General features: G+C 73.3%; 22 protein-coding genes and 1 tRNA gene. 8 read left to right on the top strand and 15 right to left on the bottom strand.

What is annotated here, in order from left to right; translation table 11 throughout:
- Nucleotides 1–8: 8 nt before the first annotated feature.
- The 6 genes from IEY20_RS00750 to IEY20_RS00775 are packed head-to-tail and all read right to left on the bottom strand — an operon-like array spanning nt 9 to nt 6,001.
- On the bottom strand, nt 9–791 hold the full coding sequence (locus IEY20_RS00750) for an ABC transporter ATP-binding protein (RefSeq protein WP_188888845.1): 783 nt from the start codon (nt 789–791) through the stop codon (nt 9–11).
- Nucleotides 788–1,582: an ABC transporter ATP-binding protein gene (locus IEY20_RS00755; RefSeq protein WP_175329092.1), complete on the bottom strand. Its 795-nt coding sequence runs from the start codon at nt 1,580–1,582 to the stop codon at nt 788–790. Before IEY20_RS00755 ends, IEY20_RS00750 begins: the two co-directional genes overlap by 4 nt.
- On the bottom strand, nt 1,579–2,475 hold the full coding sequence (locus tag IEY20_RS00760) for an ABC transporter permease (RefSeq protein WP_229727780.1): 897 nt from the start codon (nt 2,473–2,475) through the stop codon (nt 1,579–1,581). Before IEY20_RS00760 ends, IEY20_RS00755 begins: the two co-directional genes overlap by 4 nt.
- Complete coding sequence (locus tag IEY20_RS00765; RefSeq protein WP_175329093.1) at nt 2,472–3,425, bottom strand: ABC transporter permease; 954 nt, start codon at nt 3,423–3,425, stop codon at nt 2,472–2,474. The genes IEY20_RS00760 and IEY20_RS00765 overlap by 4 nt, the downstream gene beginning before the upstream one ends.
- Before the next feature lie 29 nt (nt 3,426–3,454).
- Entirely contained in the window at nt 3,455–4,984 is a 1,530-nt protein-coding gene (locus tag IEY20_RS00770; RefSeq protein WP_175329094.1) for an ABC transporter substrate-binding protein, read from the bottom strand.
- A gap of 60 nt (nt 4,985–5,044) precedes the next feature.
- Nucleotides 5,045–6,001, bottom strand: a complete 957-nt coding sequence (locus IEY20_RS00775; RefSeq protein ID WP_175329095.1) for an alpha/beta fold hydrolase — start codon at nt 5,999–6,001, stop codon at nt 5,045–5,047.
- A 64-nt stretch (nt 6,002–6,065) separates the two neighbouring features.
- Between IEY20_RS00775 and IEY20_RS00780 the strand changes: the two genes are divergently transcribed.
- Complete coding sequence (locus IEY20_RS00780) at nt 6,066–6,977, top strand: siderophore-interacting protein (RefSeq protein ID WP_175329096.1); 912 nt, start codon at nt 6,066–6,068, stop codon at nt 6,975–6,977.
- Nucleotides 6,978–6,985: 8 nt separating this feature from the next.
- Nucleotides 6,986–7,789: an ABC transporter ATP-binding protein gene (locus IEY20_RS00785; protein WP_148286031.1), complete on the top strand. Its 804-nt coding sequence runs from the start codon at nt 6,986–6,988 to the stop codon at nt 7,787–7,789.
- Between the two features lie 549 nt (nt 7,790–8,338).
- On the opposite strand, the gene IEY20_RS00790 is transcribed toward IEY20_RS00785, so the two are convergent.
- The 5 genes from IEY20_RS00790 to IEY20_RS00810 form a co-directional block, all read right to left on the bottom strand.
- The gene (locus tag IEY20_RS00790; RefSeq protein ID WP_229727781.1) at nt 8,339–8,695 is read right to left on the bottom strand and encodes a Fe-S oxidoreductase; all 357 of its coding nucleotides are present in this window, start codon (nt 8,693–8,695) and stop codon (nt 8,339–8,341) included.
- A complete protein-coding gene (locus IEY20_RS00795) occupies nt 8,692–10,095 on the bottom strand; it encodes a dihydrolipoyl dehydrogenase family protein (RefSeq protein ID WP_175329097.1) in 1,404 nt (467 codons plus the stop codon). The genes IEY20_RS00790 and IEY20_RS00795 overlap by 4 nt, the downstream gene beginning before the upstream one ends.
- A 70-nt stretch (nt 10,096–10,165) precedes the next feature.
- Nucleotides 10,166–10,987, bottom strand: coding sequence for an arginase family protein (locus tag IEY20_RS00800; RefSeq protein ID WP_175329098.1), 822 nt, complete (start codon nt 10,985–10,987; stop codon nt 10,166–10,168).
- A 79-nt stretch (nt 10,988–11,066) separates the two neighbouring features.
- Nucleotides 11,067–11,792 carry a PspA/IM30 family protein gene (locus IEY20_RS00805; RefSeq protein WP_022902778.1) on the bottom strand — a complete coding sequence of 242 codons (726 nt, stop codon included), beginning with the start codon at nt 11,790–11,792 and terminating at the stop codon, nt 11,067–11,069.
- 74 nt (nt 11,793–11,866) lie between these two features.
- On the bottom strand, nt 11,867–13,789 hold the full coding sequence (locus IEY20_RS00810; RefSeq protein WP_175329099.1) for a TPM domain-containing protein: 1,923 nt from the start codon (nt 13,787–13,789) through the stop codon (nt 11,867–11,869).
- Nucleotides 13,790–14,098: 309 nt separating this feature from the next.
- Between IEY20_RS00810 and IEY20_RS00815 the strand changes: the two genes are divergently transcribed.
- Entirely contained in the window at nt 14,099–14,302 is a 204-nt protein-coding gene (locus tag IEY20_RS00815) for a hypothetical protein (RefSeq protein WP_141399211.1), read from the top strand.
- A 41-nt stretch (nt 14,303–14,343) separates the two neighbouring features.
- Nucleotides 14,344–14,910, top strand: coding sequence for a 4'-phosphopantetheinyl transferase family protein (locus tag IEY20_RS00820; RefSeq protein WP_175329100.1), 567 nt, complete (start codon nt 14,344–14,346; stop codon nt 14,908–14,910).
- Here the strand turns inward: IEY20_RS00820 and map are convergent.
- Complete coding sequence (gene map, locus IEY20_RS00825; protein ID WP_175329101.1) at nt 14,894–15,661, bottom strand: type I methionyl aminopeptidase; 768 nt, start codon at nt 15,659–15,661, stop codon at nt 14,894–14,896. The two genes, IEY20_RS00820 and map, sit on opposite strands and share 17 nt — an antisense overlap.
- Before the next feature lie 31 nt (nt 15,662–15,692).
- On the opposite strand from map, the gene IEY20_RS00830 reads away from it, so the two are divergent.
- Complete coding sequence (locus tag IEY20_RS00830) at nt 15,693–15,995, top strand: helix-turn-helix transcriptional regulator (protein ID WP_022903381.1); 303 nt, start codon at nt 15,693–15,695, stop codon at nt 15,993–15,995.
- Between the two features lie 48 nt (nt 15,996–16,043).
- On the opposite strand, the gene IEY20_RS00835 is transcribed toward IEY20_RS00830, so the two are convergent.
- Together IEY20_RS00835 and IEY20_RS00840 are read right to left on the bottom strand one after the other, a co-directional pair.
- Complete coding sequence (locus tag IEY20_RS00835; protein ID WP_229727782.1) at nt 16,044–17,369, bottom strand: M1 family metallopeptidase; 1,326 nt, start codon at nt 17,367–17,369, stop codon at nt 16,044–16,046.
- An 8-nt stretch (nt 17,370–17,377) separates the two neighbouring features.
- Nucleotides 17,378–21,346, bottom strand: a complete 3,969-nt coding sequence (locus IEY20_RS00840; protein ID WP_188888847.1) for a Pls/PosA family non-ribosomal peptide synthetase — start codon at nt 21,344–21,346, stop codon at nt 17,378–17,380.
- Between the two features lie 150 nt (nt 21,347–21,496).
- On the opposite strand from IEY20_RS00840, the gene IEY20_RS00845 reads away from it, so the two are divergent.
- Nucleotides 21,497–21,568 (top strand) — tRNA-Arg (locus tag IEY20_RS00845).
- A 211-nt stretch (nt 21,569–21,779) separates the two neighbouring features.
- Here IEY20_RS00845 and IEY20_RS00850 read toward each other — a convergent pair.
- Nucleotides 21,780–22,358, bottom strand: a complete 579-nt coding sequence (locus IEY20_RS00850; protein WP_022903539.1) for a hypothetical protein — start codon at nt 22,356–22,358, stop codon at nt 21,780–21,782.
- Between the two features lie 58 nt (nt 22,359–22,416).
- Here IEY20_RS00850 and argS point away from each other — a divergent pair, with 58 nt between their 5' ends.
- A complete protein-coding gene (gene argS / locus IEY20_RS00855) occupies nt 22,417–24,087 on the top strand; it encodes an arginine--tRNA ligase (protein WP_175329103.1) in 1,671 nt (556 codons plus the stop codon).
- 218 nt (nt 24,088–24,305) lie between these two features.
- A complete protein-coding gene (locus tag IEY20_RS00860) occupies nt 24,306–25,061 on the top strand; it encodes an LmeA family phospholipid-binding protein (protein WP_175329104.1) in 756 nt (251 codons plus the stop codon).
- Nucleotides 25,062–25,076: the final 15 nt, after the last annotated feature.

Genomic DNA, 25,076 nt, shown 5'->3' on the forward strand with positions numbered 1-25,076 from the left:
GCCCGCGCCTACGGCAGCGTCGGCGCCGCCGCCACGAGCGCCCTCGTCACCGGGTGCTCGGGCGCGTCGAGCAACGACACCGGCCCGTGCTCGACGATCCGCCCGCCCGACATGACCGCCACGGTGTCGCACAGCCGCTGCACCACACCGATGTCGTGCGACACCAGCACCAGGGTCAACCCGAGGTCGTCCGCGAGCGAGCGGAACAGGTCGATCACGCGCGCCCGGACCACCACGTCGAGGGCACTCATCGGCTCGTCCCCGAACAGGATGCGCGGGGAGTGCACGACGGCCCGCGCGATCGCGATCCGCTGCCGCTGCCCACCGGAGAACTCGTGCGGGTACCGGGTGGCGGCGTCGGCGGGCAGGTCGACGCGCTCGAGGACCGAGGCCACGAGCGACTCGTGCGAGCCGGGCACCCGGAGCGCCCGGAGGGGTTCGGCGACGATCGCCCCCACCCGCATCCGCGGATCGAGCGAGGCGTACGGGTCCTGGAACACCACGCCGGTCTCGCGACGGTACCAGCGCAGGGCGCGTGCGGAGCTGGAGGCGACCACCGGACGCCCGGAGGCCGTCACGGTGCCGGCGGTCGGTGCCTCCAGGCCGGCGAGCAGCCGGACCAGGGTGGACTTGCCGGAGCCGGACTCGCCCACGATGCCGAGGCAACCCCCGGCCGTCACCGCCAGGTCGACGCCGTCGACCGCGGTGCGGACCGGGCCGGGCTCGAACGGGCCCCGGCGGGGGAGTCGGTAGTGCCGGTGCAGCCCGGTCCCCTCGAGCAGTGCGGTCACCGGTCTCCTCCGGGGGTGCGGCGGACCGTCGCCCGCGCTGCGGACACGAGCGCCGCGGTCGCGGAGTGCTGCGGCGAGGCCAACAGGTCCTCGACCGCGCCGCGTTCGACGACCCGACCGGCGTCGAGCACGACCGCGGTGTCGGCGATGCGCGCGAGGACCGCGAGGTCGTGCGTGACGAACACCATGCCCGCGGGGAGCCCCTCGAAGAGGTCGAGGATACGCGCCTGGGTGGTGACGTCGAGCGCGGTTGTCGGTTCGTCCGCCACGAGGTAGGCCGGCTCACCCGCGACCGCCATCGCGATGCAGACCCGCTGCCGCTGGCCGCCCGACAGCTGGTGCGGGTACTGCCGCAGGAGCGACTCCGGGTCGGGCAGGCCGGCGTCCGCCGCGAGGGCGAGGGCCCGGCGACCGGCTGCGCGGCGGTCCAGGCCGTGGTGCAGTCGGAGTGGCTCCGCGATCTGCGACCCGACCCGACGGAGCGGGTCGAGGGCGGTCCCCGGCTCCTGGAACACCATGCCGATGCCGGAGCCGCGGTGGCGCGCACGCTCCCGGTCCGGCAGACCGACGAGTTCGGTGCCGTCGAGGCGGATGCTCCCGCTGACGGCGGCCCCCGTGGGCTCGAGCCCCATCAGGGCGAGCGCGGTCATCGACTTGCCGGAGCCGGAGGCGCCGATGACGCCCAGGCGTCGGCCGGGAGGCACGGTGAACGTCACACGGTCGAGGATCGTCCGTCCCGCGATGCGGACCGTGAGGTCGCGCACCTCGAGCCCGCCGGTGCCGCCCGTCACGCGGTCACCCCCGGAGCGGCGCCCGCTGCGCGGCTGCCGTCCGCGTGCGCGCCGGCGTCGGCTTCCCGGTCGCTCGTCGTCAGGCGGGGGTCGGTGGCGTCCCGGACGGCGTCGCCGAGCAGGGACAGCGCGGCGACCACCAGCGCGATCGAGGCACCGGGCCACGTGGCGCTCCACGGGTGGACGCCGATGTACGCCTGCAGGTCCGACAGCAGCGAGCCCCAGGACGCGGTGTTCGACCCGGCGCCGTAGCCGAGGTACGACAGGCCGGCCTCCGCGAGCACCGCCGTCGCCATCGCGAGCGAGAGCTGCACGGTGAAGAGCGGCGCGGCGTTCGGGACGAGGTGCCGGAGGAGCACGCCGCCCGGGCCGACGCCCGCCGCCCGTGCCGCAGTGACGTAGTCGCTCCGCGCGATCCGCCGGATCTCGCCGCGGGCCACCCGGGCGATCGTGACGCCGAACGACAGCCCGACCGAGACGACCACGACGCCGAGCGAGCCGCCGTACACCGCGGTGAGGAGCATCGCGGTCAGCAGGGTCGGGAACGCCACGAGGATGTCGAGCAGGACCGCCGTGCCCTCGCGGACCCACCGTGCGGTGAGCGACCCGACGGCGGTGAGGACGATGCCCACGAGGCTCGCGATCACTCCGGAGCCGACGGCCACGACGACCGTGGTCCGGGTGCCGGCGAGCAGGTAGCTGGCGATGTCCCGTCCCGAGGCGTCCGTACCGAACCAGTGCGCGGCGCTCGGACCCTCCCACTGGTGGAACGGGTCGGCGCGGAACGGGTCCTGCGGCAGCCACACGAGCGACAGTGCGGCGAGGACGACGAGGAGGCCGAGCACGACCACGGCGAACACCCCGGTCGGCCGGGCGAGCAGGCGACGGATCACGACGACGCCTCCCGCTGCCGGGGGTCGAGCGTCCGGTGCACGACGTCCACCGCGAACCCGACGAGCAGCACGAGCCCGGTGAGCACGAGCAGCTCGGACTGCACCTTCGTGACGTCCCGGCGCCCGACGTCGGCGACCAGCATGCGGCCCACGCCGGGGAGCGAGAACAGCTGCTCCACGACGACGGCGCCCACGAGGAGACCCGCGATCTGCACGCCGAGCACCGCGAGCACGGTCAGCGCGACCGACGGCAGCCCGTGCCGGAGGAGCGACTGCGTCCGCGTGAGGCCGATGGCCGCCGCGGTCCGGACGTGGTCCGCGTCGAGCACACTGAGCGTGGCCGACCGGGTGAACCGGAGGATGACCGCACCCTCGACCGCCCCGATCGTCAGGGCGGGGAGCACGAGGGACGAGAACGCGCGTCCGGGTTCGTCCCACCCGTCGAGCGGGAAGCCCTGGGTGGGGAGCCAGTGCAGGGTGACGGCGAAGAGCGCGACGAGGAGCATGCCCGCCCAGACGATCGGCACGGCCGCGACCGCCTGCGCGACGAACCCGATGACCGCGCCCCCCGCACGGCGCCGGAGCACCGCGGCGAGCACACCGAGTGGCACCCCGAGCGCGAGCGCCGCGACGAGCGCCATGCCGGCGAGGGGCAGCGTGACGGCGAGCTTCTGCACGAGCTCCGGGGCGACCGGACCGTCGGTGACGAGCGACCGACCGAGGTCGCCGCGGAGGAGTCCCCCGATCCAGTCGAGGTACTGCACGACGACGGGACGGTCGAGGCCGAGCTCCTGCCGGAGCTGCGCGACCTGCGCCGGTGTCGCCTGCGTCCCCGCGACGATCTGCGCGACGTCGCCGGGCAGCACGCGCAGCGTGGCGAACACGATGATGCTCGCCACGAGCAGGCCGACGACGAGCAGCAGCAGCCGCCCGACCAGGAACCGGGTCACGTGACGATGCTACTGACGGCGCAGGACGCTCACGCGACCGCGAGCTCCGACAGGTCGAGACGCGAGTTCGTCCCGTTGAACGGCACCCCCGTCACGCCCTTCCGGACCGCCGTGATCGACGTCGACGTGTAGAGCCACTCGCCGGCGGCGTCCTCGGAGACGATCCGGGCGGCCTTCTCGAGCGCCGATACCTTGGCCGACTCGCTCGTCGCGGCGACGGACTGCGCGTAGAGGTCCTGGACCTCCTGGTTGTCGTACCCGAAGTAGTAGTCCGGGTTCGCCCAGTTGCCGAAGTCCCGCGCCTCGACGTGGTCCACCAGGCTCATGTCGAACGTCCGCTCACCGGACTTCGGGGCCTGGAACACCGTGGAGAGCCAGGTGGCGAAGTCGACACGCTTGACGGTCAGGGTGATCCCGACGTCGGCGAGCTGCGACTTCAGGACGTCGCCGATGGTCGTCGGGTAGATGTTCGCGTACGTGAGCGTGAGGGAGAGCTTCGGCTTCCCGGCTGCGGCGAGGAGCTTCTTCGCGTTCGCGGGGTCGTACGCGTCGATCGAGGTGAGGTCCTGGTAGCCGGGGTCGAGGGCCGGGATCGGGCCGCCCTGCTCGACACCCGTCCCGCCGATCGCCTTGATGATCGCCTTCGCGTCGATGGCCTGTCGGATCGCCTGGCGGACGCGCTTGTCGGTGAACGGCGCTTTCGCGTCGTTGAACGCGAGGGTGTACTTGTCGGTCGTCTTGCCGGTGTGCAGCGTGATGTCCTGGTTGCCCTCGAGCTGGCTCTGGAGCGTGCCGTCGACGGCGGTCTGCACGTCGAGGTCGCCGTTCGCCATGGCGTTCACGGCCGTCGACGGCTGCGTGATGTACCGGAACTCGATCTTCGCGACCTTCGCCTTGGTGCCCCAGTAGTCGTCGTTGCGGTCGAAGGTGAGCGAGTCGCCCTGCTTCCACGAGGTGACCTCGTACGGTCCCGTGCCGTTCGCCGAGTCGGACAAGTCGTTCTTCGCCGCCTTCTCGAGCACCAGCCCGGCGCGTCCGGTGAGGTTCCAGAGGAGGTCCGAGTCCGGCTTCGCGAGCTGCAGGACCACCGTGTCCGCGGACGGGGACGTGATGGACGAGACGTTGGCGAGCTTGGCGGAGTCGACGTACGTGTCGTTCGACTTGACCTGCTCGAGCGACCACACCACGTCTGCGGCGGTGACCGGCTTGCCGTCCTGGAACGTCGTGCCCTTGCGGAGCGTGAACGTGTAGGTGCGTCCGTCCGACGAGACCTCGTGCGAGGAGGCCAGCACGTCCCGGACGTTCCCGTCGGCGGTGCGCCCGACCAGGCCCTGGTACACGTTGTCGATGAGCACCTGGTCGAGCGCGGCACCGGACTGGGTGCGGATGTCGAGGCTCGTGGGCTCGAGCACCAGGCCGACGCGCACGGTGGCGTCGGTGCCGCCGCGTTCGGTCGACGATCCGGAGCAGCCGGTCAGCGCGAGTGCGGAGGTGACGGCCACCGCGGTCGCGACGACGGCGAGCCGTGCCGCGGCGGTGCGGGGGAGGAGCGGACTCATGGGTTGTGGGTTCCTTCCGGGCGCTCGTGGCGACGGTCGTCGCGTGGCGCTCGCACGAGACTACTGGCGTGCGGTGTCGCCCTGCGACGGTTTCTCGTCGGGGTGTAACAATCCGTGGTCGTCCGCCCATGCCCGGATCGCACGGGCGAGTTCGAGGGGCGCCTGGTTCTGCACGGCGTGCCGCGACTCGACGGTCACGATGCGCGCTCCGGGCAGCCGCTCGGCGAAGCCCGCGTGCAGCTTCGGGGAGACGTAGCCGCGGTCGCCGCGCACGAGCAGGATCGGCACGTCGAGTGCCTCGAGGTCCGGCCAGGCGTCCGCGAACCGCCCCACGGAGGAGGTCCGGCCGGTCCCGAGGTGCGGGAAGTGGTGGCGTCGGACGAGTCGCCCGTCCGCACCGAGCCGGGTGGTGTGCCGTGCCTCGCGCAGCAGGACGGCTCGGTCGTCCCCGACGCGTGCCTCGACCGCGCGGTCCACGACCTCGTCCAGGGACGCGAACGGCTCCTCGTCCTCGAGCGCGCGGGCGATCCGGTCGACGGCGCGCTGCGCGAAGTCCGGCGACATGTCGACGAGCACGAGTCCGGTCACACGCTCCGGCGCGGTCGCCGCCAGCCGCGCGGCCAGGATCGCCCCGAGGGAGTGCCCGACGAGGATCCCCGGCGGCACGGCGAGGGCGTCGAGCGCGGCCAGCACCGTCGGTGCGGTCGCGCTCGCGGCGTAGTCCGCGTCCTCCCGCCACGACGACCGGCCGTGGCCGGGGAGGTCGAGGGCGACCGCCGGCGTGCCGACGGCGATCGCCGTCTGGTCGAAGCTGTGCGCGTCGATGCCGAGCCCGTGCAGGTAGGTGATCCGTGCCTCCCGGCCGTCGCCCCAGCGGATCGCGGAGACGTCGTGCCCGTCCGCGGTCCGGACCACCTGCCTGGAGGCGCGGAGCGGCTCCGCCACGCCGCTCGCGGTCGCGAGCGCGGCGAGGTCGGCGAACTCGTCGTTCGGGTCGGGCAGGGCGGAATCGGACACGGCACGATCCTGCCACCGCCACGTACCCTGGTCGCGTTAGGTAAGGCATGCCATACTTGGATTCGTGGCAGCCCGGTACCGCATCTTCTCCGTCCGCGTGGCAGCCGTCACGTCCCTCACGCCGCACTTCGTGCGCGTGACGCTGACGGGTGACGCGCTCGCGGAGTTCTCCGCGGTCGGGCTCGACCAGCGGATCAAGGTCATGCTGCCGATCGACGGCCACGGCTTCACCGAGCTGCCGGAGGACGGCGACTGGTACGGCGCCTGGCGTGCCCTGCCCGACGAGCAGCGGAACCCGCTCCGCACCTACACGGTGCGGTCCTTCCGTCCGGACGCGCACGAGCTCGACATCGACTTCGTGGCGCACGGCGACGCCGGCCCCGCCTCGCGCTGGGTGTCCGACTGCCGGGTGGGCGACGAACTCCGCATCGTCGGCCCGCGCGTGCCCGAGTCGCCCGACGAGCTGCCGACCGGTGCCGCCGAGTTCGCACCGGGCACCGCGACCCGCATCCTGCTCGCCGGCGACGAGACCGCCGCGCCCGCCATCTGCGCCATCCTCGAGGCGCTCGACGTCGCCACGGTCGGCCACGTCTTCATCGAGGTCCCCACCGACGCCGACCGGCTGCCCGTGACCGCGCCCTCCGGGGTCGAGGTCCGCTGGATCGCGCGCAACGGCGCGACCCACGGTGTCCGCATGACCGACCAGGTGCACGCGTGGGCCTCGACCGTCACGGCGGCGGCCGGTGGCGCGTCCGCGATCTGCGCCGACAGCGCCGACTTCACCGAGGTGGACGTCGACGAGCAGGTCCTCTGGGAGGTCCCCGCCCCCGTCGACGAGCGTCCGGTCTACGCCTGGATCGCGGGCGAGGCCGGCTGCGTCAAGGAACTCCGCCGTCACCTCGTGCGAGGTGTCGGTCTCGACCGCAAGCAGGTCGCGTTCATGGGGTACTGGCGGAACGGCAAGGCCGAGCATTGACCACGGCGGTGCCGACCACCGCCCTGCCGACGACCGCACTCGGTGCCCGTGGGCTGACCCTCGCGTACGACGACCGCGTGGTCGTGTCCTCCCTCGACGTGGACGTCCCGGACGGCGAGCTCACGGTGGTCATCGGGCCGAACGCGTGCGGGAAGTCGACCCTCCTCAAGGCGTTCGCGCGCACGCTCAAGCCGAGCGCGGGCACCGTGTACCTCGACGGCGTGCCGATCTCCTCCCTCCGTCCGAAGGCGGCTGCACGACGGGTGGCGATGCTGCCGCAGACGCCGATCGCACCGGACGGCATCACCGTCCGCGACCTCGTGTCCCGCGGCCGGTTCCCGCACCAGGACCTGCTGCACCCGTCGTCCGGCTCGGACCGGGCCGCCGTGCAGGCCGCGCTGGAGCAGACCGACACCGTGTCCCTCGCCGACCGCAGCGTCGACGAGCTCTCGGGCGGGCAACGGCAGCGGGTGTGGATCGCGATGGTGCTCGCGCAGGAGACCGACATCGTCCTGCTCGACGAGCCGACGACGTTCCTCGACATCGCGCACCAGTACGACGTGCTCGAGCTGGCCGCGGAGCTGCACCGGGCGGGGCGGACGGTGGTGGCGGTGCTGCACGACCTCAACCAAGCGGCCCGGTACGCGACGCACCTCGTCGCCATGCGGGCGGGTTCGATCGTCGCGGCGGGGACCCCGTCCGAGGTGCTGACGGCGTCGCTCGTGGAGGACGTGTTCGGCTTGCCGTGCGTCGTCGTGCCCGACCCCGAGACGGGCACGCCGCTGGTCGTCCCGCGGCGGCCGGCTGCCTGACGCCCCGCGGGACCGACGGGCGGCTCACGCGGCGCGTTGAGGCTCCTCGGCACGCGGTTGGTCGCGTGACGTGCCGCTCACGTTCGTGCCGCGCGGCCCCTTCTGCGACCGCGGCGCGACGCACACATCGTGTTGCGGGCAGCGCGTCGGGCGCACCCGAGCGGCCGGTGATCCGTCGCGACTCCCCGCACGAAGGTCGCCGAGCGGTCACGAGATGTCGGCTCTGGGCTTGCGCAGCGACCACTTGTGACCGTTCCGCGAGACGCGGACGGGGTGTTGCGACCGACTGCGCGGACGGCGCAACTCGGCGGTCCCGCGGCGGTGTGACGCGCAGGGCGTGTTGCGCGTGCTCGAGCGGAGTGTTCGGCGTGCGGTCGCGACTCCCCGCAGAACCGTTGTCGAGCGGTCACGATGTGTCGGTCGCGGGCTTGCGGAGCGACCACCCGTGACCGTTACGCGGGCCGCGGACGGGGTGTCACGGCCGACGGCAGACGGACGGGAGGCGCGTGGTGCGCCGTCAAGTGACCTCGCGCCCGGTGGGCGGTCGGCTCAGCGGACGTAGCCGCCGTCCTCGAGGCCGGCCTCGACCTCGAACCGGTTGCGCAGCGGGTCGCGTCCCGCCGTCGCGTAGAGGAGCGGCATCGCCAAGCCGTACCGGCGCCACTGCGTGACGTGCACCCGTTCGTGCCGGAGCACCCGGTCGCCGTCATTGTCGCGCGTGAGGTACACCGAGCCGACGCACGTGCCGCCGCGACGGAACGCCCATCGGGGGAGTCCGGAGCACACGATGAGGCCGTCGACCACGCGCACGGGTCCGGTGGAGAGGGGCAGACCGACCGCCAGCCCGACCGCCGTCGCGAACAGCCAGCCTGCCCGCGACACGACCGAGTCGACGAAGGGGTTCACGCCGGGCGGCCGTAGGTCTCGAGCAGCCGCAGCCAGACCTCGTTCATCGTCGGGTAGGCAGGGACCGCGTGCCACAACCGGTCGATCGGCACCTCGCCCACGACGGCGATGGTCGCCGCGTGCAGCATCTCGGCGACGTCCTGCCCGACGAACGTCGCGCCCACGACGACCCCGCGGGACTCGTCGACGACGAGGTTCGCGCGACCCGTGTAGCCGTCGGCCTGGAGCGCGGCGCCGGCCACGTTCCCCAGCTCGTACTCGACGGTGCGGACGTCGATGCCCTGCTCACGGGCCTTCGCCTCGGTGAGCCCGACGCTCGCGACCTCGGGGTCGGTGAAGGTCACCTGCGGTGCGGCGGCGTGGTCGGCGGTCGCGACGTGGGCGCCCCAGGGCTCGGTGTGCAGCGGTGTGCCCTGGTGCCGCGCCGCGATGGCCTCTCCGGCAGCACGGGCCTGGTACTTGCCCTGGTGCGTCAGGAGCACGCGGTGGTTGACGTCGCCGACCGCGTAGAGCCAGTCGGTGCCGTGCACCAGCATGGTGTCGTCGACGTCGAGCCACGCGCCCGGTTCGAGCCCGACCGTCTCGAGTCCGAGGTCCGCGGTGTGTGCCCGGCGGCCGGTCGCGGCGAGGACCTCGCTCGTGATGACGACCTCGCCGTCGTCGAGCGTCGTCGTGACCAGACCGTGCTCGTCGCGGTCGACCCGGACGGGGTTGACGCCGGTGCGGACGTCGACGCCGCGTGCCCGGAGTGCGTCGGCGACGAGCTCTCCCGCGAACGGCTCCATGCCGCCGAGCAGACCGTGCCGCGCGACGAGGGTGACCTTCGCACCGAGCGATGCCCAGGCGGTCGCGAGTTCCGAACCGGACACCCCGCCGCCGATCACGAGGAGGCTCTCCGGCACCTGCTGGGCACTCGTCGCCTCACGGGTGCCCCAGGGTGCTGCCTCGGCGAGCCCGGGGACGTCCGGCAGGGTGTGCAGTGAGCCCGTGACCACGGCGACGGCGGCGCGGGCCGTGTGCGTCTCGCCGTCCACCTCGATCGTCTTCGCGCCGGTGATGCGCGCGCGACCGCGGATGAGCGCGATGTCGGCGGACTCGAGCCACGCGACCTGCCCGTCGTCCTTCCAGTCCGAGGTGAACGAGTTGCGGCGGGCGAGGACCCGCGCGACGTCGAGGGAGCCCGTGACGGCCTGTGCCGCGCCGTCGAGGCGCTTGGCGGCCTCGAGCGCGTGACCGCTGCGGAGGAGCGCCTTCGACGGCATGCACGCCCAGTACGAGCACTCGCCGCCGACGAGCTCCGCCTCCACGATCGCGACCGAGAGCCCGCGCTTGTGGGCGTAGTCCGCCACGTTCTCGCCGACTGCGCCGGCGCCGATCACGATGAGGTCGTAGTCCGTCATGCCGCCAACCTACGCGGCCCGTCCGACGGGATGCCGAGCGGGAGGAGTACAGCGGGGTGTCGGCTCCCGGTCAGGGGGTCTTCGCCGCGTTCGCCAGGGCGCCGACCGCACGGAGGATCACGCCGAGATCGTCGACCGCGCGGTCGGGATCGACGGGCGCGAACCCCGTGAGTGCCGCGCCGAGGAGCCGTCGGCCGCGTGTCGCCGCCTGGATCAGCGCCACGAGTCCGGCACCGTCGAGTCCGAAGGGGACCGGCTCGAGGAGGCCGTCGACCTCCGAGGGATCGAGCACGTCGAGGTCGACGTGCACGAAGACCGATCCGGACCCGGTCGCCGCCACGGTCTCGGCGAGGGCCTCGGGCGTCGCAGCGTCGACGTCGAGGCGTCGGATGCCGGCACGGTCGAGCGCGGCGACCTCGCTGTCCTCCACCCCGCGGATCCCGGCGACGACGACCCGCGACCCCGGGAGCACCGGGAGGTCGGGGAAGAGGTCGTCCGGTCGGTCGACGAGGACCCGGAGCGCCGCCGACTCCGCCGCGACCGGCTGCGCACGGTTGAGCGGCCGGTAGCCGCTCGAACCCGAGATCCGGACGATGAGGGTGTCGTCGTCGAGGCCGACGGTGGCGCCGAGGAACGCGGACCCGTCCCCGCCGATGACGAACGGTGCCTCGGGCGCGACGCTCGACTCCTCGGTGACCCGCTCGGCCACGGACCGCACCGAGGTGTACCGGGCGATCGCGGTCTCGAGACGGTCACCGGCGCCGGGCGGGACCTCGACGACCGTGGTCGAGGCGCGCGGCAGGTCCGCGGCGATGGCCGCCGCACCGTCTGCGAGCCGCATCGCACGCGACGACGCCGAACCCTGCCACTGACCGACCACGATGAAGTGCATCGTCACAGTCTGTCAGCAGGGTCCGGCGTCGTCCGGAGTGCGTGCTGGGCGACGGCTGGACCGGCGCCCCGGACACGCGTCAGATCGTCGGCGAACCGCCGTTCTTGAGCGCGGCGAGCCGGGCTTCGACCTCGGCGTCCTTACCGACGTCCTCGAGGCTCTCGAACTGCGCGTCGAGGCTCGACGACTGGAGTTCCTGCTGGCCGAGGACCTTGGCCTCCTCGCGGCGGACCTTCTCCTCGAAGCGGTTGAGGTCGCTGGTCGGGTCGGTGATGTCGATGTTGCCGATGGCGTCGTTGACCTTCGACTGCGCCTCGGCGGTCTTCTGCCGGGCGACGAGCGAGTCCCGCTTGGACTTGAGCTCCTCGAGCTTCTGCTCCATGCCCGCGAGGCCGGCCTTGAGCTTCTCGACCTGCTCGTTCTGCGTGGCGAGCGGCCCCTCGTTGTCCTTGACCTCCTGCTCGGCGGCGATCTGCTTGCCGATGGCGATCTTGGCGAGGTTGTCGAACTTGTCCGCGTCGGCGGTCTTGCCCTCGGCACGGTACTTGTCGGCGGCGGCCGAGGCGTTGGCGGCCTTCTGGCCCCACTCGACGGCGGCCTTCTTGTCCTCCTCGTGGTCCTGCTCGAGCAGGCGGAGGTTGCCGATGGTCTGGGCGATCGCGGTCTTCGCGTCGGCGATGTTGTTCGAGTAGTCCCGCACGAGCTGGTCGAGCATCAGCTGCGGGTCCTCGGCGTTGTCGATGATCTGGTTCACGTTCGCCCGGATGAGCGAGGAGATGCGACCGAGGATCGTCTGCTTGGCCATTGCTGTTCCCTTTCTGGAGAAGAACCGGTTCGTGGTGTGTGGTCGTGCGGGCGAGGAGCGCGGTGTCCGGGTGGTCAGAAGCGTCCGCCGCCGGAGAAACCGCCGCCTCCGCCGCCGTCCCCGCCGAAGCCGCCGCCCCCGCCTCCGAACCCCCCGCCCCCGAAGCCGCCACCGCCGAAGGACCCGCCGCCGAAGCTGCCGCCGCGCCCGCCGAGGAGTCCGCCGAGCACGAGCCCGGTGACGAGCCCGCCGAGCTGGGCGCCGCCCCCGCCCCCGCCGCCTGCGCCCGGCCAGCCGCCCATGTCGTTGCCGGCTGCGTCCATCGCGGCAGCCGCGTACTGCTCGGCGGCGCGGGCTGCCTGGAGTGCGCGGCCGGGGTCGGTCGTGGCGAGGTCGACCGCGTCGTCGAGCGCGCGTTCGGCTTCGGACAGGCGGGTGCGGGCGGTCGGGCCGACGGCGCCGCGCCGGAGCGCGATGTAGTCGCGTGCCTGGCTGATCCGCGAGCGGGCGTCACGCAGGGCGTCGTCCAGGGCCCGGGCGGCGCGCTGGTTCTGCTCCTCGACACCCCGGGCCGTCGCGAGGGCTGCGTCGATGTCGGTGTTCGCCCGGGTCAGCGCGTCGACCGCGGAGATCGGGTCCTTCGGGTCGAGGCCCTGCCGGAGGACCGTCTCGGCGCGGGTGACGGCGGCGGCGAGCTCGGGGCCGCCGGACGTCAGCGTGCGCGCGGCCGCGACGTCGCCGGCGATGTCCGCGCGCATCGCCTCGGCACGGGCGGTGGCCTGGGCGAAGGTCGCTTCGGCGTTCGTGGCCGAGGTCGTCAGCTGCTGGACCTGTGCGAGGGCGTGCTGTGCGTCACGGACCGCGACGACGGCCTCGCCCTTGTCGCCGGCGGCCAGGGCTGCGTCCGCTGCCGCGGACCGTTCGGTGGCGAAGGCGAGCACCTGCTGCGCCTGCTCGACGGAGTCGGACACCGTCGCGAGGGTCCGTCCGGAGTACGCGGACCGGACCCGGTCGAGTGCGACGGCCGCGGCGGTGACGGACTCCGGTGCACGGGCGACGTCCGCACGGAGGGCCGTCGCAGCGTCGGCGACGCCGTCCTCGAGCGCGCGGAGCCGGTCGAACGCCTCGGTCTGCTGCTCGATCGCGGCGTGGGCCTGTTCGCAGATCGCGATGATCTGGTTCGCCCACTCGGCGCGCTGCTGCGGGGTGTCCGGGATCTCGTCGTCGAGCTGCTGCTGGTAGGTGAACGCCTGGCGGACGTCGCGCTTGGCGGTCTCGACGGCCTCGGCGAAGGGCTTCGCGGCGTCGGCGCCGAACTGGGCGGTGGCGAACCCGACCTCTTGCTCGGCGGTCTTCAGCTCGTCGTCGATCGTGACGAGCGCGCCACCGGCGGAGCGCTCGAGGCCCACGAGCGACTCCTGCTGCGCCTTCGTGGCGGCGGCGGTGCGGCGCTTGTTCCGGGCACGGATCACGAGCACGACCACGACACCAGCGACCACGAGCACGAGCAGGACCACCCACAGCGCGGTGAGGTCCGGCGGGTCCTGCGTCTGCGCGAGGCCGTCGGCGAACGCGGTCGCGGCGGCAGCCCACTTGCCGTCCCGCAACCGCGGCACGGCGTCGTCCTGGTATGCGCGCTGCACGTCCGACGACGAGAGCGCGGTCTCGTTGGTCTGGTGGACGTCCGCGATCCGGTCGTCGACCGCGACGGCGAGCACGATGCTGTCCGAGTCGATCTGGTTCTGCTGCCGGAAGGCGTCGCCCCACGCGGTGTGGTCCGTCGGGTTCGAGAACGTCTTCACGTAGACGACGTAGAGCTGCGTCTTCGTCCGGTCGTAGAGGTCCTGCACGGCCTGCTCGACCTGCGACTGCTGCGCGCTGGTCAGGGCGTCGGCCCGGTCGACGACGTACACGCCGCCCTGCAGCGTGAAGGGCTCGGTGGCGCGGGCCGCGGTCGCGGGTGCGAGCAGGACGAGGGCCGCGACCAGCACCGCCACGAGACGAGCGATCCACCGGACCGCCGGCCGGCCCGTGGCCGTCCGGGCACCGTGTCCGGTACCGACCGATCGTCCATCGTGGACCGTGTGCATCCGTCCTCCATCCAACCCCCGGGGACCGCCGTCGGCGCCCCCGGACGGCCCCCTGGGGGCGCCGTCGCCCGGAGTCTATCCAGGGCGCGCACGCGGGGGACCAGTGATCCGGGGACTGTGGACGAACCATCGTCATCCGCACAGGTCCGGGAGGTTTGTCCCCCGGGCCGGGGTATGCTGACCGCACTGTTCGACGACGAGCGGAAGGGGACAGCAATGGAGCGAACACTGAACACCGAGGTCGTCCCGCTCGAGGACGGCTACCACCGGGTGTCGACGCCGGCGAGCGGTGTGATCGGCTTCGTGCGTGAGCACGACGGCCGCTACGAGGTCCTGCGTGGACGCGTCCGCCAGGCGACGCGCTCCGAGGGCCTCTACAGCACGATGAACGTCGCGCTGATCGCGCTCACGCACGCCTGACACGGCACGGGCAGCACCACCCACCGACGTAGGCTTCCTGCGTGGGTGAGTCGTGCCTCCAGTCCGTCGTCGTGACGATCCGTCCGGCGGGCGCGGACCGCGCGGCCGACCGGGAGGCCCTGCTCACCGCCGTCGCGTCGGCGACGGGTGTCGACGTGGCCGCGGTGCGCGCGGGGCGCGTCTGCGCGCACTGCGGCAGCACCGCGCACGGTCGGCCCTGGGCCACCGTGGACGGCCGGGAGGTCGGGGTCAGCATGTCCCGGACGACCGCCCTGACGGCGCTCGCGGTCGCGCCCGACGCCGTCGGCGTCGACGTCGAGCGCGTGTCGCGGGTGGCCGCTGCGTCGTTGGACGCCTTCACCCCGGCGGAGCTCGACCGTGCGGTCGGCGACGTCGGCGTGCTCGCGGCCTGCTGGGCGGCGAAGGAAGCCGTCCTGAAACGGGACGGCCGGGGCCTGCGGGTGGACCCGCGCGCGGTCGACGTCGACGTCGACCGCGGGCGGGCGACGCTCGACGGGAGGGTGCAGCCGGTCGTCCTCGCGCGCCCCGGACCCGACATCGTGGTCGCGGTCGCGGCAGGGGGACTGCCGGTCACCTGGGGAGCGTGAGCACCTCGGCGCCGTCGTCGGTGATCGCGATGGTGTGCTCGGTGTGTGCGGTCCGCGCTCCGGTGGCACTGCGGAGGGTCCAGCCGTCGGGGTCGGTGACGAGGACGTCCGTGTCGGCCATCACCCACGGCTCGAGGGCGAGGAGGAGTCCCGGGCGCAGGGTGTAGCCGCGTCCGGGCCGGCCGGCGTTCGACACGTGCGGGTCCTGGTGCATCGTCGATCCGATCCCGTGACCGCCGAACTCGACGTTGACCGGGTACCCGGCGCCCTCGAGGACGGTGCCGATCGCGTGGGACAGGTCGCCGATCCTGGCACCGGGCCGGGCGGCGGCGATCCCTGCGGCGAGGGCACGCTCCGTCGCGTCGATCAGGGCAGAGTCGGCGGCGTCCGCGGTGCCGACGACGAAGCTGATCGCGGCGTCTGCCGCGATGCCGTCGAGCGACACGGCGAGGTCGAGGGTGAGGAGGTCGCCGTCCGCGAGTGCCCGGTCGTGGGGGAGTCCGTGGAGGACGGCGTCGTTCACGGCCGTGCAGACGTGGTGCCCGAAGGGGCCGCGGCCGAACGACGGGGCGTAGTCGACGTAGCAGGACTCGGCGCCCGCGTCCTCGATGAGCTGCTTCGCCCACCGGTCGATCTCGAGCAGGTTCGTGCCGACACGGGTGCGGTCGCGCAGGGTCTGCAGGATCGTGCCGACGAGCGCTCCGGTGCGGCGGGCACGGTCGACCTCTGCCGGGGTCAGGATCTCGATCACGGGATGATCGTACCGGTATTACTATCGGTGCATGGTCCGTCTGCCGCTCAGCCCCGTCGAACTCGCCCGCGGTCGTGCCCTCGGAGCGCTGCTCCGTGCCGCCCGCGCCGATCGTTCGATGCTCGACGTCGCCCTCGCGGCCGGGGTGTCGCCCGAGACCCTGCGGAAGATCGAGACCGGACGCATCGCGACGCCGTCGTTCGGGACGGTCGCCGCCGTGGCAGCGGTCGTGGGGCTCTCGCTCGACGAGGTCTGGCGCGAGGTGCGTCGGGTCGGCGAGGACGTCGCCGTCGGCCGGACCGTCTCCGCGGACGACACGGCGGACGTCGCCTGAGGCTGCCGGCCGGCCGCTCGGCTCGCGTCGCTCCGACGCCGCCGGCCGTCAGGCTGCGGGCAGTTCGGGGACGCCCGGTTCGTCGATCCACGGCGCCGTGACGGCACGGACGGCGTCGACGGACGCCCCCGCGGAACCCGCGAACGCGTCGAGGACGTCCGCCGGGGCGACGCTGGCGTGCCGGTGTCGCTCGGTGATCGTCCGGAGACCGGCGAAGAACGCGCGGTCGCCGAACGTGCGCCGGACCGCGTGCAGGGCCAGCGCGCCACGCTTGTACACCCGGTCGTCGAACATGTCGCGGGCGCCGGGGTCGCCGACCACGAGGTCCTGCGGCTGGTCGAGCAGGCCCGCGCGGTGGCGCTCGGCGAGGACGTCCGCAGTGTCGCCGCCCCGGTGCTCGGACCACAGCCACTCGGCGTAGCAGGCGAAGCCCTCGTGCAGCCAGATGTCACGCCAGCGTGCGACCGTCACGGAGTTGCCGAACCACTGGTGTGCGAGCTCGTGCGCGATCAGCCGGTCGGTGCCGTGCTCGCCGTCGACGTGGTTCCGGCCGAACACCGCCAGACCGTGGGCCTCGAGCGGGATCTCGAGCTCGTCGTCGGTCACCACGACCCCGTAGGAGCCGAACGGGTACGGGCCGAAGCGGTCCGCGTAGAGCGCGAGCATGTCCGGCACCCGGCCGAAGTCGGTCTTCGCCGCCGCCTGCAGGTCCGCGGGGTGGTGCAGGGTGACGGGCGTGACCGCGCTCCGGAGTTTCGTCGTGCGGTACCGACCGATCTGCACGGTCGCCAGGTACGTCGCCATGGGCTCGGTCGTCGCGTACGTCCAGGTCGTGCCGGCCCGGGCACGGTCGGTGCCGAGCAGCTCGCCGTTCGCGAGCACGTCGTACGCGGCCTCGGCGGTGATCTCGAACCGGTAGGTCGCCTTGTCGTCCGGCCGGTCGTTGCACGGGAACCACGAGGGTGCGCCGGTGGGCTGGGCGGCGACGATGACGCCGTCGGTCAGTTCGTCCCACCCGACCTGGCCCCAGGGGCTGCGGATGGGCCGGGGCGTCCCGCGGTACTTGACGTGGACCGTGAACTCCGTGCCGGCGGCGATCGGTCCGGGCGGGGTGACGGTGGTCTTGTGCGTCGCCGTCGACACCTTCTTCGCGCGGTGCCCGTCGACGTCCACCCGCTCGACCGTGAGCCCGTGCAGGTCGACGACGATCCGGTCGAGGTCCTCGACGGCCCGTGCGGTGATCGTCGCGGTGCCGTCGAGCCGGTTCGTGGCGACGCGGTACCCGAGCCGGAGCTCGTAGTGCACGGCGCTCCACCGGCGGTCGCCGCTGTGCGGGGTGTACGGGTCGGCGGGGCTGTTCGTCGGCGGCTTCACGGTGCCGCTCAGTCTGGCACGACCGCGGTGTCGAGGGTCCGTGCGGCGCGGTCGGCGGCCGACCCTGCCGACCCGGCCGACCCTGCCGACCCGGCCGACCCGGCCGTCCACGGCGGTGCCGTCCAGGGCGCGATCGGGTTGCCCGACCACAGCGACCCCGCCGGCACCTGCTCGCCGCGCATCACGAGCGACGCGGGCCCGATCGTGGCGCCGGCGCCGATGCCGGCGGCCGGCAGCACGACGCTGTGCGGCCCGAGGGTCGCGCCCGCGTCGAGGTCCACGGCGTCGAGCTGCATCACCCGGTCGTGGAACAGGTGGGTCTGCACGACCGTCCCCCGGGACACCGTCGCGCCGGCACCGATCGTCACGAGGTCCGCCTCGGGCAGCCAGTACGTCTCGATCCACACACCCCGGCCGATGCGCGCGCCGAGGGTGCGCAGCCACGCCGCGAGCGCCGGCGTCCCCGTCGCCTGCTCTGCGAACCACGGCCGCGCGACGGTCTCGACGAACGTGTCCTGCACCTCGTTCCGCCACACGAACGAGGACCACAGCGGGTGCTCGCCGGCGTCGATGCGGCCAACGAACGCCCACTTCGCCGCCGTCGACACGACGGCCGCCACGGCCCCGGCGGCGATGAGCACCGGACCCGCCAGGACGACCGTCCACCCCAGGCCGACCGAGGACCACAGGGCGAGCAGGGCACCGACGACCCCGAGCGCGATCGCCGCAGAGACCACCGGGGCGACGAGCCGCAGCAGCTCCCAGCAGCCCCGCGCGACCTTGAGGTGCCGCGGCGGCCGGAACGTGCGCTCCTCGTCGAACTCGGTCGCCGCACGCCGCAGCCGCACGGGGGGCGTCCCGAGCCACGACGACCCGCGCTTGGCCTTCTTCGGCACCGCCGACAGCACGGCGACCAGGGCCTCGCGGGGGACCGACCGTCCCGCCCCGGTCATGCCCGAGTTGCCGAGGAACGCCCGCCGACCCACCTTCGACCGGCCGATCGTCACCCGCCCGCCACCGAGCTCGTACGTCGCCACCATCGTGTCGTCCGCGAGGAACGCCCCCGACGCGATCTGCGTCAGCGCGGGGATGAGCAACACCGTCGAGATCTCCGTGTTCCGCCCGACCCGAGCGCCCAGCAGCCGCAGCCACAGCGGCGTCACCAGGGACGCGTACACCGGGAACAGCAGCGTCCGCGCCGCGTCGAGCACCCGCTCCGTCGTCCACACCTGCCAGCCGATCCGGCTCCGCACCGGGTGTCGGCCCTCGTGCAGCCCCAGCCCGAGCAGCCGGACCGACGCGACGACCAGCAGCGCGTACACGACACCGGCGACGAGCGCCCCGAGCGGCACCGCCGCGAGGGCACGCAGCAGCGCCACACCGAGCGTCGACGCCGGACCAACGAGCGCCACCACCACGGCCAGGCCCGCCGCGACGCCGGCCACCGGCAGCCCCGCGACCGCGACCGAACCGGCCCCGTACGCGACGAGCCAGCGGCGGCGCGACGGGGGACGGGCCTCCCGGTCGTGCCGAGCCGACCCCACGCGCTCCGCCGGCGACCCCGCCCACCGCTCGCCGTCGGGCACCCGACCGACGACCGACGAACCCGGCTCGACCTCGGCACCAGCACCCACGTGCGCCCCCGGCAGCAGCGTCGACCGACTCCGCACCACCGCGTCCGCGTCCACCCGCACCGGACCCAACCGGAACACGTCCCCGTCCACCCAGTGCCCCGCGAGGTCCACCTCCGGCTCGATGGACGCGCGCGCCCCCACACGGAGCATCCCCGTCACCGGCGGCAACGCGTGCAGGTCCACGTCACGACCGATCCGCGCCCCCAACGCCCTCGCGTAGTAGCTGATCCACGGCGCACCCGCCGTCGACGGACCGTCCACCGCCTCCGCGATCCGCTCCGCGAGCCACAGCCGCACGTGCACCGACCCGCCCCGGGGGTGGTCACCCGGACGGACGCCGAGCAGCAGCAGCCGCGCGAGCACCACCGTCACCGCCATCTTCCCCACCGGCGTCACGAACACCAGCAGCGCCACCAGCAGCACCGGCCACGACAGCGACGGCAGGAACGGCAACGACGTCGCGTGCAGCACCGACGACACCAGGGCCGTCCACGTCAGCACACGCACCCCGCGAAGGATCTGCACCGGCAGCCCGAGCACCGTCAGCACGAACCCCGTCACCGGCGGCACCGGCGCCACCGCCCGCTCGGACGCCGCCGCCGCGCCCGACTCGTCCAGCGCCGCCGCCAACGCCCCGATCCGCGGGTGGTCGTACACGTCCGCCACCGTCGTCGTCGGGAACCGCTCCCGGATCGCCGACACCAGCTGCGCCGCCGTCAACGACCCACCGCCGTGCGCGAAGAAGTCGTCGTCCACCCCCGTCACCGGCACCCCGAGGATCGCCGACCACCGCTCCGCGATCCACGCCACCGTGTCCGGCAGCACCGACGCGTCCGACGCACCCGGCAACGGCCACGGCAGCGCCGCCCGGTCCACCTTCCCCGAGGTCCGCGTCGGCAACGACTCCACCACCGCCACGAGGGGCACCAGCGCCGCCGGCAGCTCCTCCCGCAGCCGGGCGTTCAACTCCCCGACGTCGAGCGTCCGACCCGCGACCGGCGCCACGTACCCCACGAGCACCTGGTTCCCCGCCGGCGTCCGCTGCACCACCGCGGCACCACCCGCCACCCCGTCGAGCGCCTGCAGGGCAGCATCCACCTCACCCAGCTCGATTCGACGACCACCGAGCTTCACCTGGTCGTCCGCCCGACCCTGGAACACCAGCCCCTCCGGCTCGTACCGCACCAGGTCACCGCTCCGGTACGCCCGCTCCCACCCGAGCTCCGGGAACGGCGCGTACTTCTCCGCGTCCTTCGCCGGGTCGAGGTACCGCCCCAGCCCGACCCCGCCGATCACCAGCTCCCCGACATCACCCGGCGGCACCCGCACGCCGGCCTCGTCGACGACCGCCAGGTCCCACCCGTCCAACGGCAGCCCGATCCGCACCGGCGCCGACCCGTCCATCAACGCCCCGCACGCCACCACGGTCGCCTCGGTCGGCCCGTACGTGTTCCACAGCTCCCGGTCCCGCGACGCGATCCGCGCCGCCAACTCCGGCGGACACGCCTCACCGCCGAAGATCACCAACCGCACCTGCTCCAACGCGTCGTCCGGCCACAGCGCCGCCAACGTCGGCACCGTCGACACCACCGTGATCGTGTGCGCGATCAACCACGGCCCGAGGTCCACCCCCGTCCGGACCAGCGACCGCGGCGCCGGCACCAGGCAGGCCCCGTGCCCCCACGCCAGCCACATCTCCTCGCACGACGCGTCGAACGCCACGCTCAACCCCGCCAGCACCCGGTCACCCGGACCGATCGGCGCACGCTGCAGGAACATCCGCGCCTCCGCGTCCACGAACGCCGCCGCGCTCCGGTGCGTCACCGCCACCCCCTTCGGGACCCCGGTCGACCCCGACGTGAAGATGATCCACGCGTCGTCGTCCAGCCCGGGGAGCTCGGCGCTCGCCGCGGGGTCGGTCACCGGCAGGGGAGCGCCCTGCCGGTCGGCGAGGACACCACCGGCACCGATGACGCCGACGACGCCGGCCTCGCCGAACACGAGCGACGCGCGCTCCTCGGGGTCGTCGGCGTCGACCGGCACGTAGGCGGCACCAGCGGCCAGCACCGCGAGGACCGAGACGTAGAGGTCGCGCCCGCCGGAGGGGATCCGCACACCCACGCGGTCACCGCGCCGGACCCCACGACGGGCGAGGTCGTCCGCCTGCGCGTGCACCGCGCCGAGCAGTGCGCGGTAGTCGAGCGTGCCGTCCGGGTCCTCGAGCGCGAGGGCGTCCGGGTGCGTCGTCGCGGTCTCGGTGAGGACGTCGAGCAGCGTCCGGGGCGCGGGGGCGTGCGCTCCGCGTGCGAGTTCGTGCTGCGGGTTCCCGGTGGCGGTGGTCATCGAGTCCTCTCCCTGGCCGTGCGCTGGTCGGTCGGGCCGCGATCCTAGAGGGCCGGAGTGACGTCCGAGGAAACTGCGACGACGCGCTGCACGCGACACGCCCTGGTCCGGGAGGGGCTCCGAGACCTGCTACGGTTGATCACACCCCGGGCCCCCATAGCTCAGGGGATAGAGCACTGCCCTCCGGAGGCAGGGGCGGAGGTTCGAATCCTCCTGGGGGCACAGACACATTCCCGCGCAAGCTGACGTCCTCGCTGCGCTCGTCCGGCAGCGCGCGATGTCGCGTTCCGCGACCGTCCCCCGTGGTGTTTCCGCCAGGTGCGTCACGGTCGTTCCCGCCACCGACAGACTGCCGGGAGGCACGGTGCGGGCCCGCCACGGGCTTCCAGTCCGGCCCAGCGCGCCTCAGGGGCACGGCGTCGGCGGGTCGGCGTCAGGGGGTCGGCGTCGCCGACGACGTCGCGCTCGGCGCGACCACGCCGCGGATCGCGTCCACCACCGGCTGGGCACCGCCCGGCTCGGTGAAGAGCGTCGAGGACGCGGTGACCCAGTACGGGTCCGGGAACGCGTCCGCGCGACCGACCCCGTCGTCCGCGAGGTCGAAGTACCCCTCGACCCGGTACGTCGGCACCGAGCCACCCCGCTGGTAGAGCGCGTCCTTGAGGTTCGTGAGCGACTTCTCAGGCAGGTGCGCCACGGCGAACGAGATCGTCACGGCGTGGTCGGAGACCTCACGGAACTGGCACACGCGTCCGCGGTGCTCGGCGATCCAGGCCGCGGGCGAGCCCTTCGACGGCCGGTAGGACCCGACCTCCTCGAACGCCTGCCCGTACACCGCGAGCGACTCCAGCGGCAGCAGGTCGGTGCAGGACTGCGTGACCGGCGTCCCGATCGGCGTCGCGGTGGCCGTCGGACCCGCTTGGCCGCCACCGGAGCAGGCGGCGAGCACGGCGACGGAGGTGGTCGCGAGGACGGCGGCGCTGATCGCCCGGACGCGGCTGCGGGAGGTCATCCGGCCATGATGGCGCATCGTCCGGGGAGGCCCGTGGACGCCGGTAGGATCGACCGCTATGACCCCAGCCGAACTCTCCGCCGCGTACCTGTCGATCCTGACGGGGATCGTGGAGCGACGAGGTGCGTCGGACACGGTGACGGTCGAGGAGTCGCACGCGGCCCTCGAGCGGCCGAAGAACCGCGCACACGGCGACTGGGCGTCGAACGCCGCCATGCAGCTCGCGAAGCGCGTCGGGACGAACCCGCGCGAGCTCGCGACGGAGATCGCGGGGGAGCTGACCGAGCTCGACGGCGTGGCCTCGGTCGACGTCGCCGGCACCGGCTTCATCAACATCACGCTCGAGGCAGCGGCCGCCGGTGCGATCGCGCGGACCATCGTCGAGCAGGGCGCGTCCTTCGGGCACGGTGACCTCTACGACGGCGTGAAGATCGACCTCGAGTTCGTCTCCGCCAACCCCACCGGCCCGATCCACATGGGCGGCGTCCGCTGGGCCGCGGTCGGCGACAGCCTCGCCCGCGTGTTCGAGGCGCAGGGCGGGCTCGTCACCCGGGAGTACTACTTCAACGACCACGGCGCGCAGATCGACCGGTTCGCCCGGTCCCTCGTGGCGTCCGCGCTCGGCGAGCCCACGCCCGAGGACGGCTACGGCGGCGCCTACATCGGCGAGATCGCGGCGCGCGTCATCGCCACGCTTCCGGCCGGCACCGACGTCCGCGACCTCCCGCGTGACGAGGCGCAGGAGCTCTTCCGCCGCGAGGGCGTCGAGTTCATGTTCGCCGACATCCGGTCGTCCCTGCACGACTTCGGCGTCGACTTCGACGTGTACTTCCACGAGAACTCGCTGCACGAGTCGAAGGCCGTCGAGCGGGCCATCGAGCGGCTGCAGTCCCTCGGCAAGATGTACGAGGCCGAGGGTGCGCTGTGGCTCCGCACGACCGACTTCGGCGACGACCGCGACCGCGTCGTGATCAAGTCCGACGGGCAGCCGGCGTACATCGCGGGCGACCTGGCGTACTACCTCGACAAGCGCGAGCGCGGGTTCGAGCGGAACCTCATCATGCTCGGCGCGGACCACCACGGCTACGTCGGCCGGATGATGGCGATGTGCGCGGCCTTCGGTGACGAGCCGGGCAAGAACCTCGAGATCCTCATCGGGCAGATGGTCAACCTGCTCAAGGACGGCGAGCCGATGCGCATGTCGAAGCGCGCGGGCACGATCGTCACGATGGAGGACCTCGTCGACGCGGTCGGTGTGGACGCCGGCCGGTACGCGCTGGTCCGGTTCGCCAGCGACACCTCGATCGACATCGACCTCGACCTGCTGACGAAGCGGACGAACGACAACCCGGTCTTCTACGTCCAGTACGCCCACGCGCGCACGCAGTCGGTGGCCCGCAACGCCGCTGCCTCCGGGGTGGACCGGTCCGCGTTCGACGCCGCACTCCTCACGCACGAGACCGAGAGCACCCTCGTGGGGGCCCTCGCCGAGTACCCGCGGGTGGTCCGGCAGGCCGCGGAGCTGCGTGAGCCGCACCGCATCGCGCGGTACATCGAGCAGCTCGCGGGCCTGTACCACCGCTGGTACGACTCCTGCCGCGTCACGCCGCTCGGGGACGAGGCCGTGACGGACCTCCACCGCACGCGCCTCTGGCTGAACGACGCCACCGGGCAGGTCATCCGCAACGGCCTCGGGCTCCTCGGGGTGAGCGCGCCCGAGCGCATGTAGCGCTGGCGCTGCGCGCGGCCGGCGCTGCGCGCCGGGCGCGCCGGTGCGCGCCGGCGCCGCGGGCGCCGCACAACCAAAGTCGTTCCGAACCACGCGTTTGCGTGGTTTGGAACGACTTTGGTTGTGCAAACGCAGACCGCACCGCACCGCAGCGCACACACCGGGCGCACACCGCGCCTCCAGGCGGGTCGATGGTGGGTCCTGGCAGGGTGGGACGCATGACCGCCGCCCCCGTCGCCCGCCCGAAGCGCCGCCGCTGGCCGATCGTCCTCGTCGTCGTGCTCCTCGTGCTCGCGGCCCTCGTGGTCGTCGCCGAGTTCGTCCTCCGCGGCGTGGTCGACCGGATCATCGCCGAGCAGGTCGAACGCTCCCTCCCCGAGGGCACCACCGGCCAGGTCGAGGCACACGCCGACGGCATCGTCATCCCGCAGCTCCTCTCGGGGAAGCTCGACCAGGTCGAGATCTCCTCACGGAGGATCACGGTCGACGGCATCCCGCTCGCGGCCGACGTCACCGTGCACGACGTGCCGGTCGACGGGCAGGGCGACGTCCGCGACGTCGACGGCACCGTGACGCTCGCCTCGGCCAGCATCACGGACCTCGCGAAGTACAGCCCGCTGTTCGACCGCCTGAAGCTCGTCGACGGCGGGGTCGAGCTGTCCGGTTCCACCGCGGTCCTCGGGTACGACATCACCTACGCCGCGAAGGGCGACGTCGTCGCGCAGGACGACGGCAAGGGCGTCACGATCACCCCGAAGAGCGTACGGATCACCAACTCGTCGCTCGGGCTCAAGGTCGACACGATCCCCGGCGTCACGAACGTCCCGGTCACCGTGTGCACCGCGCGCTTCCTGCCGTCCCAGCTCGCCGTGCGCGACCTGGACATCACGGCGCGACAGGCGACCGTCCGCGTGACCGCGGATTCGCTGCCGCTCAGCGAGGACGGGCTGCGGTCGGTGGGCTCCTGCTCGTAACACCGGCCGGGAGGC

This window comes from Curtobacterium luteum (assembly GCF_014646995.1).
GTDB lineage: Bacteria > Actinomycetota > Actinomycetes > Actinomycetales > Microbacteriaceae > Curtobacterium > Curtobacterium luteum.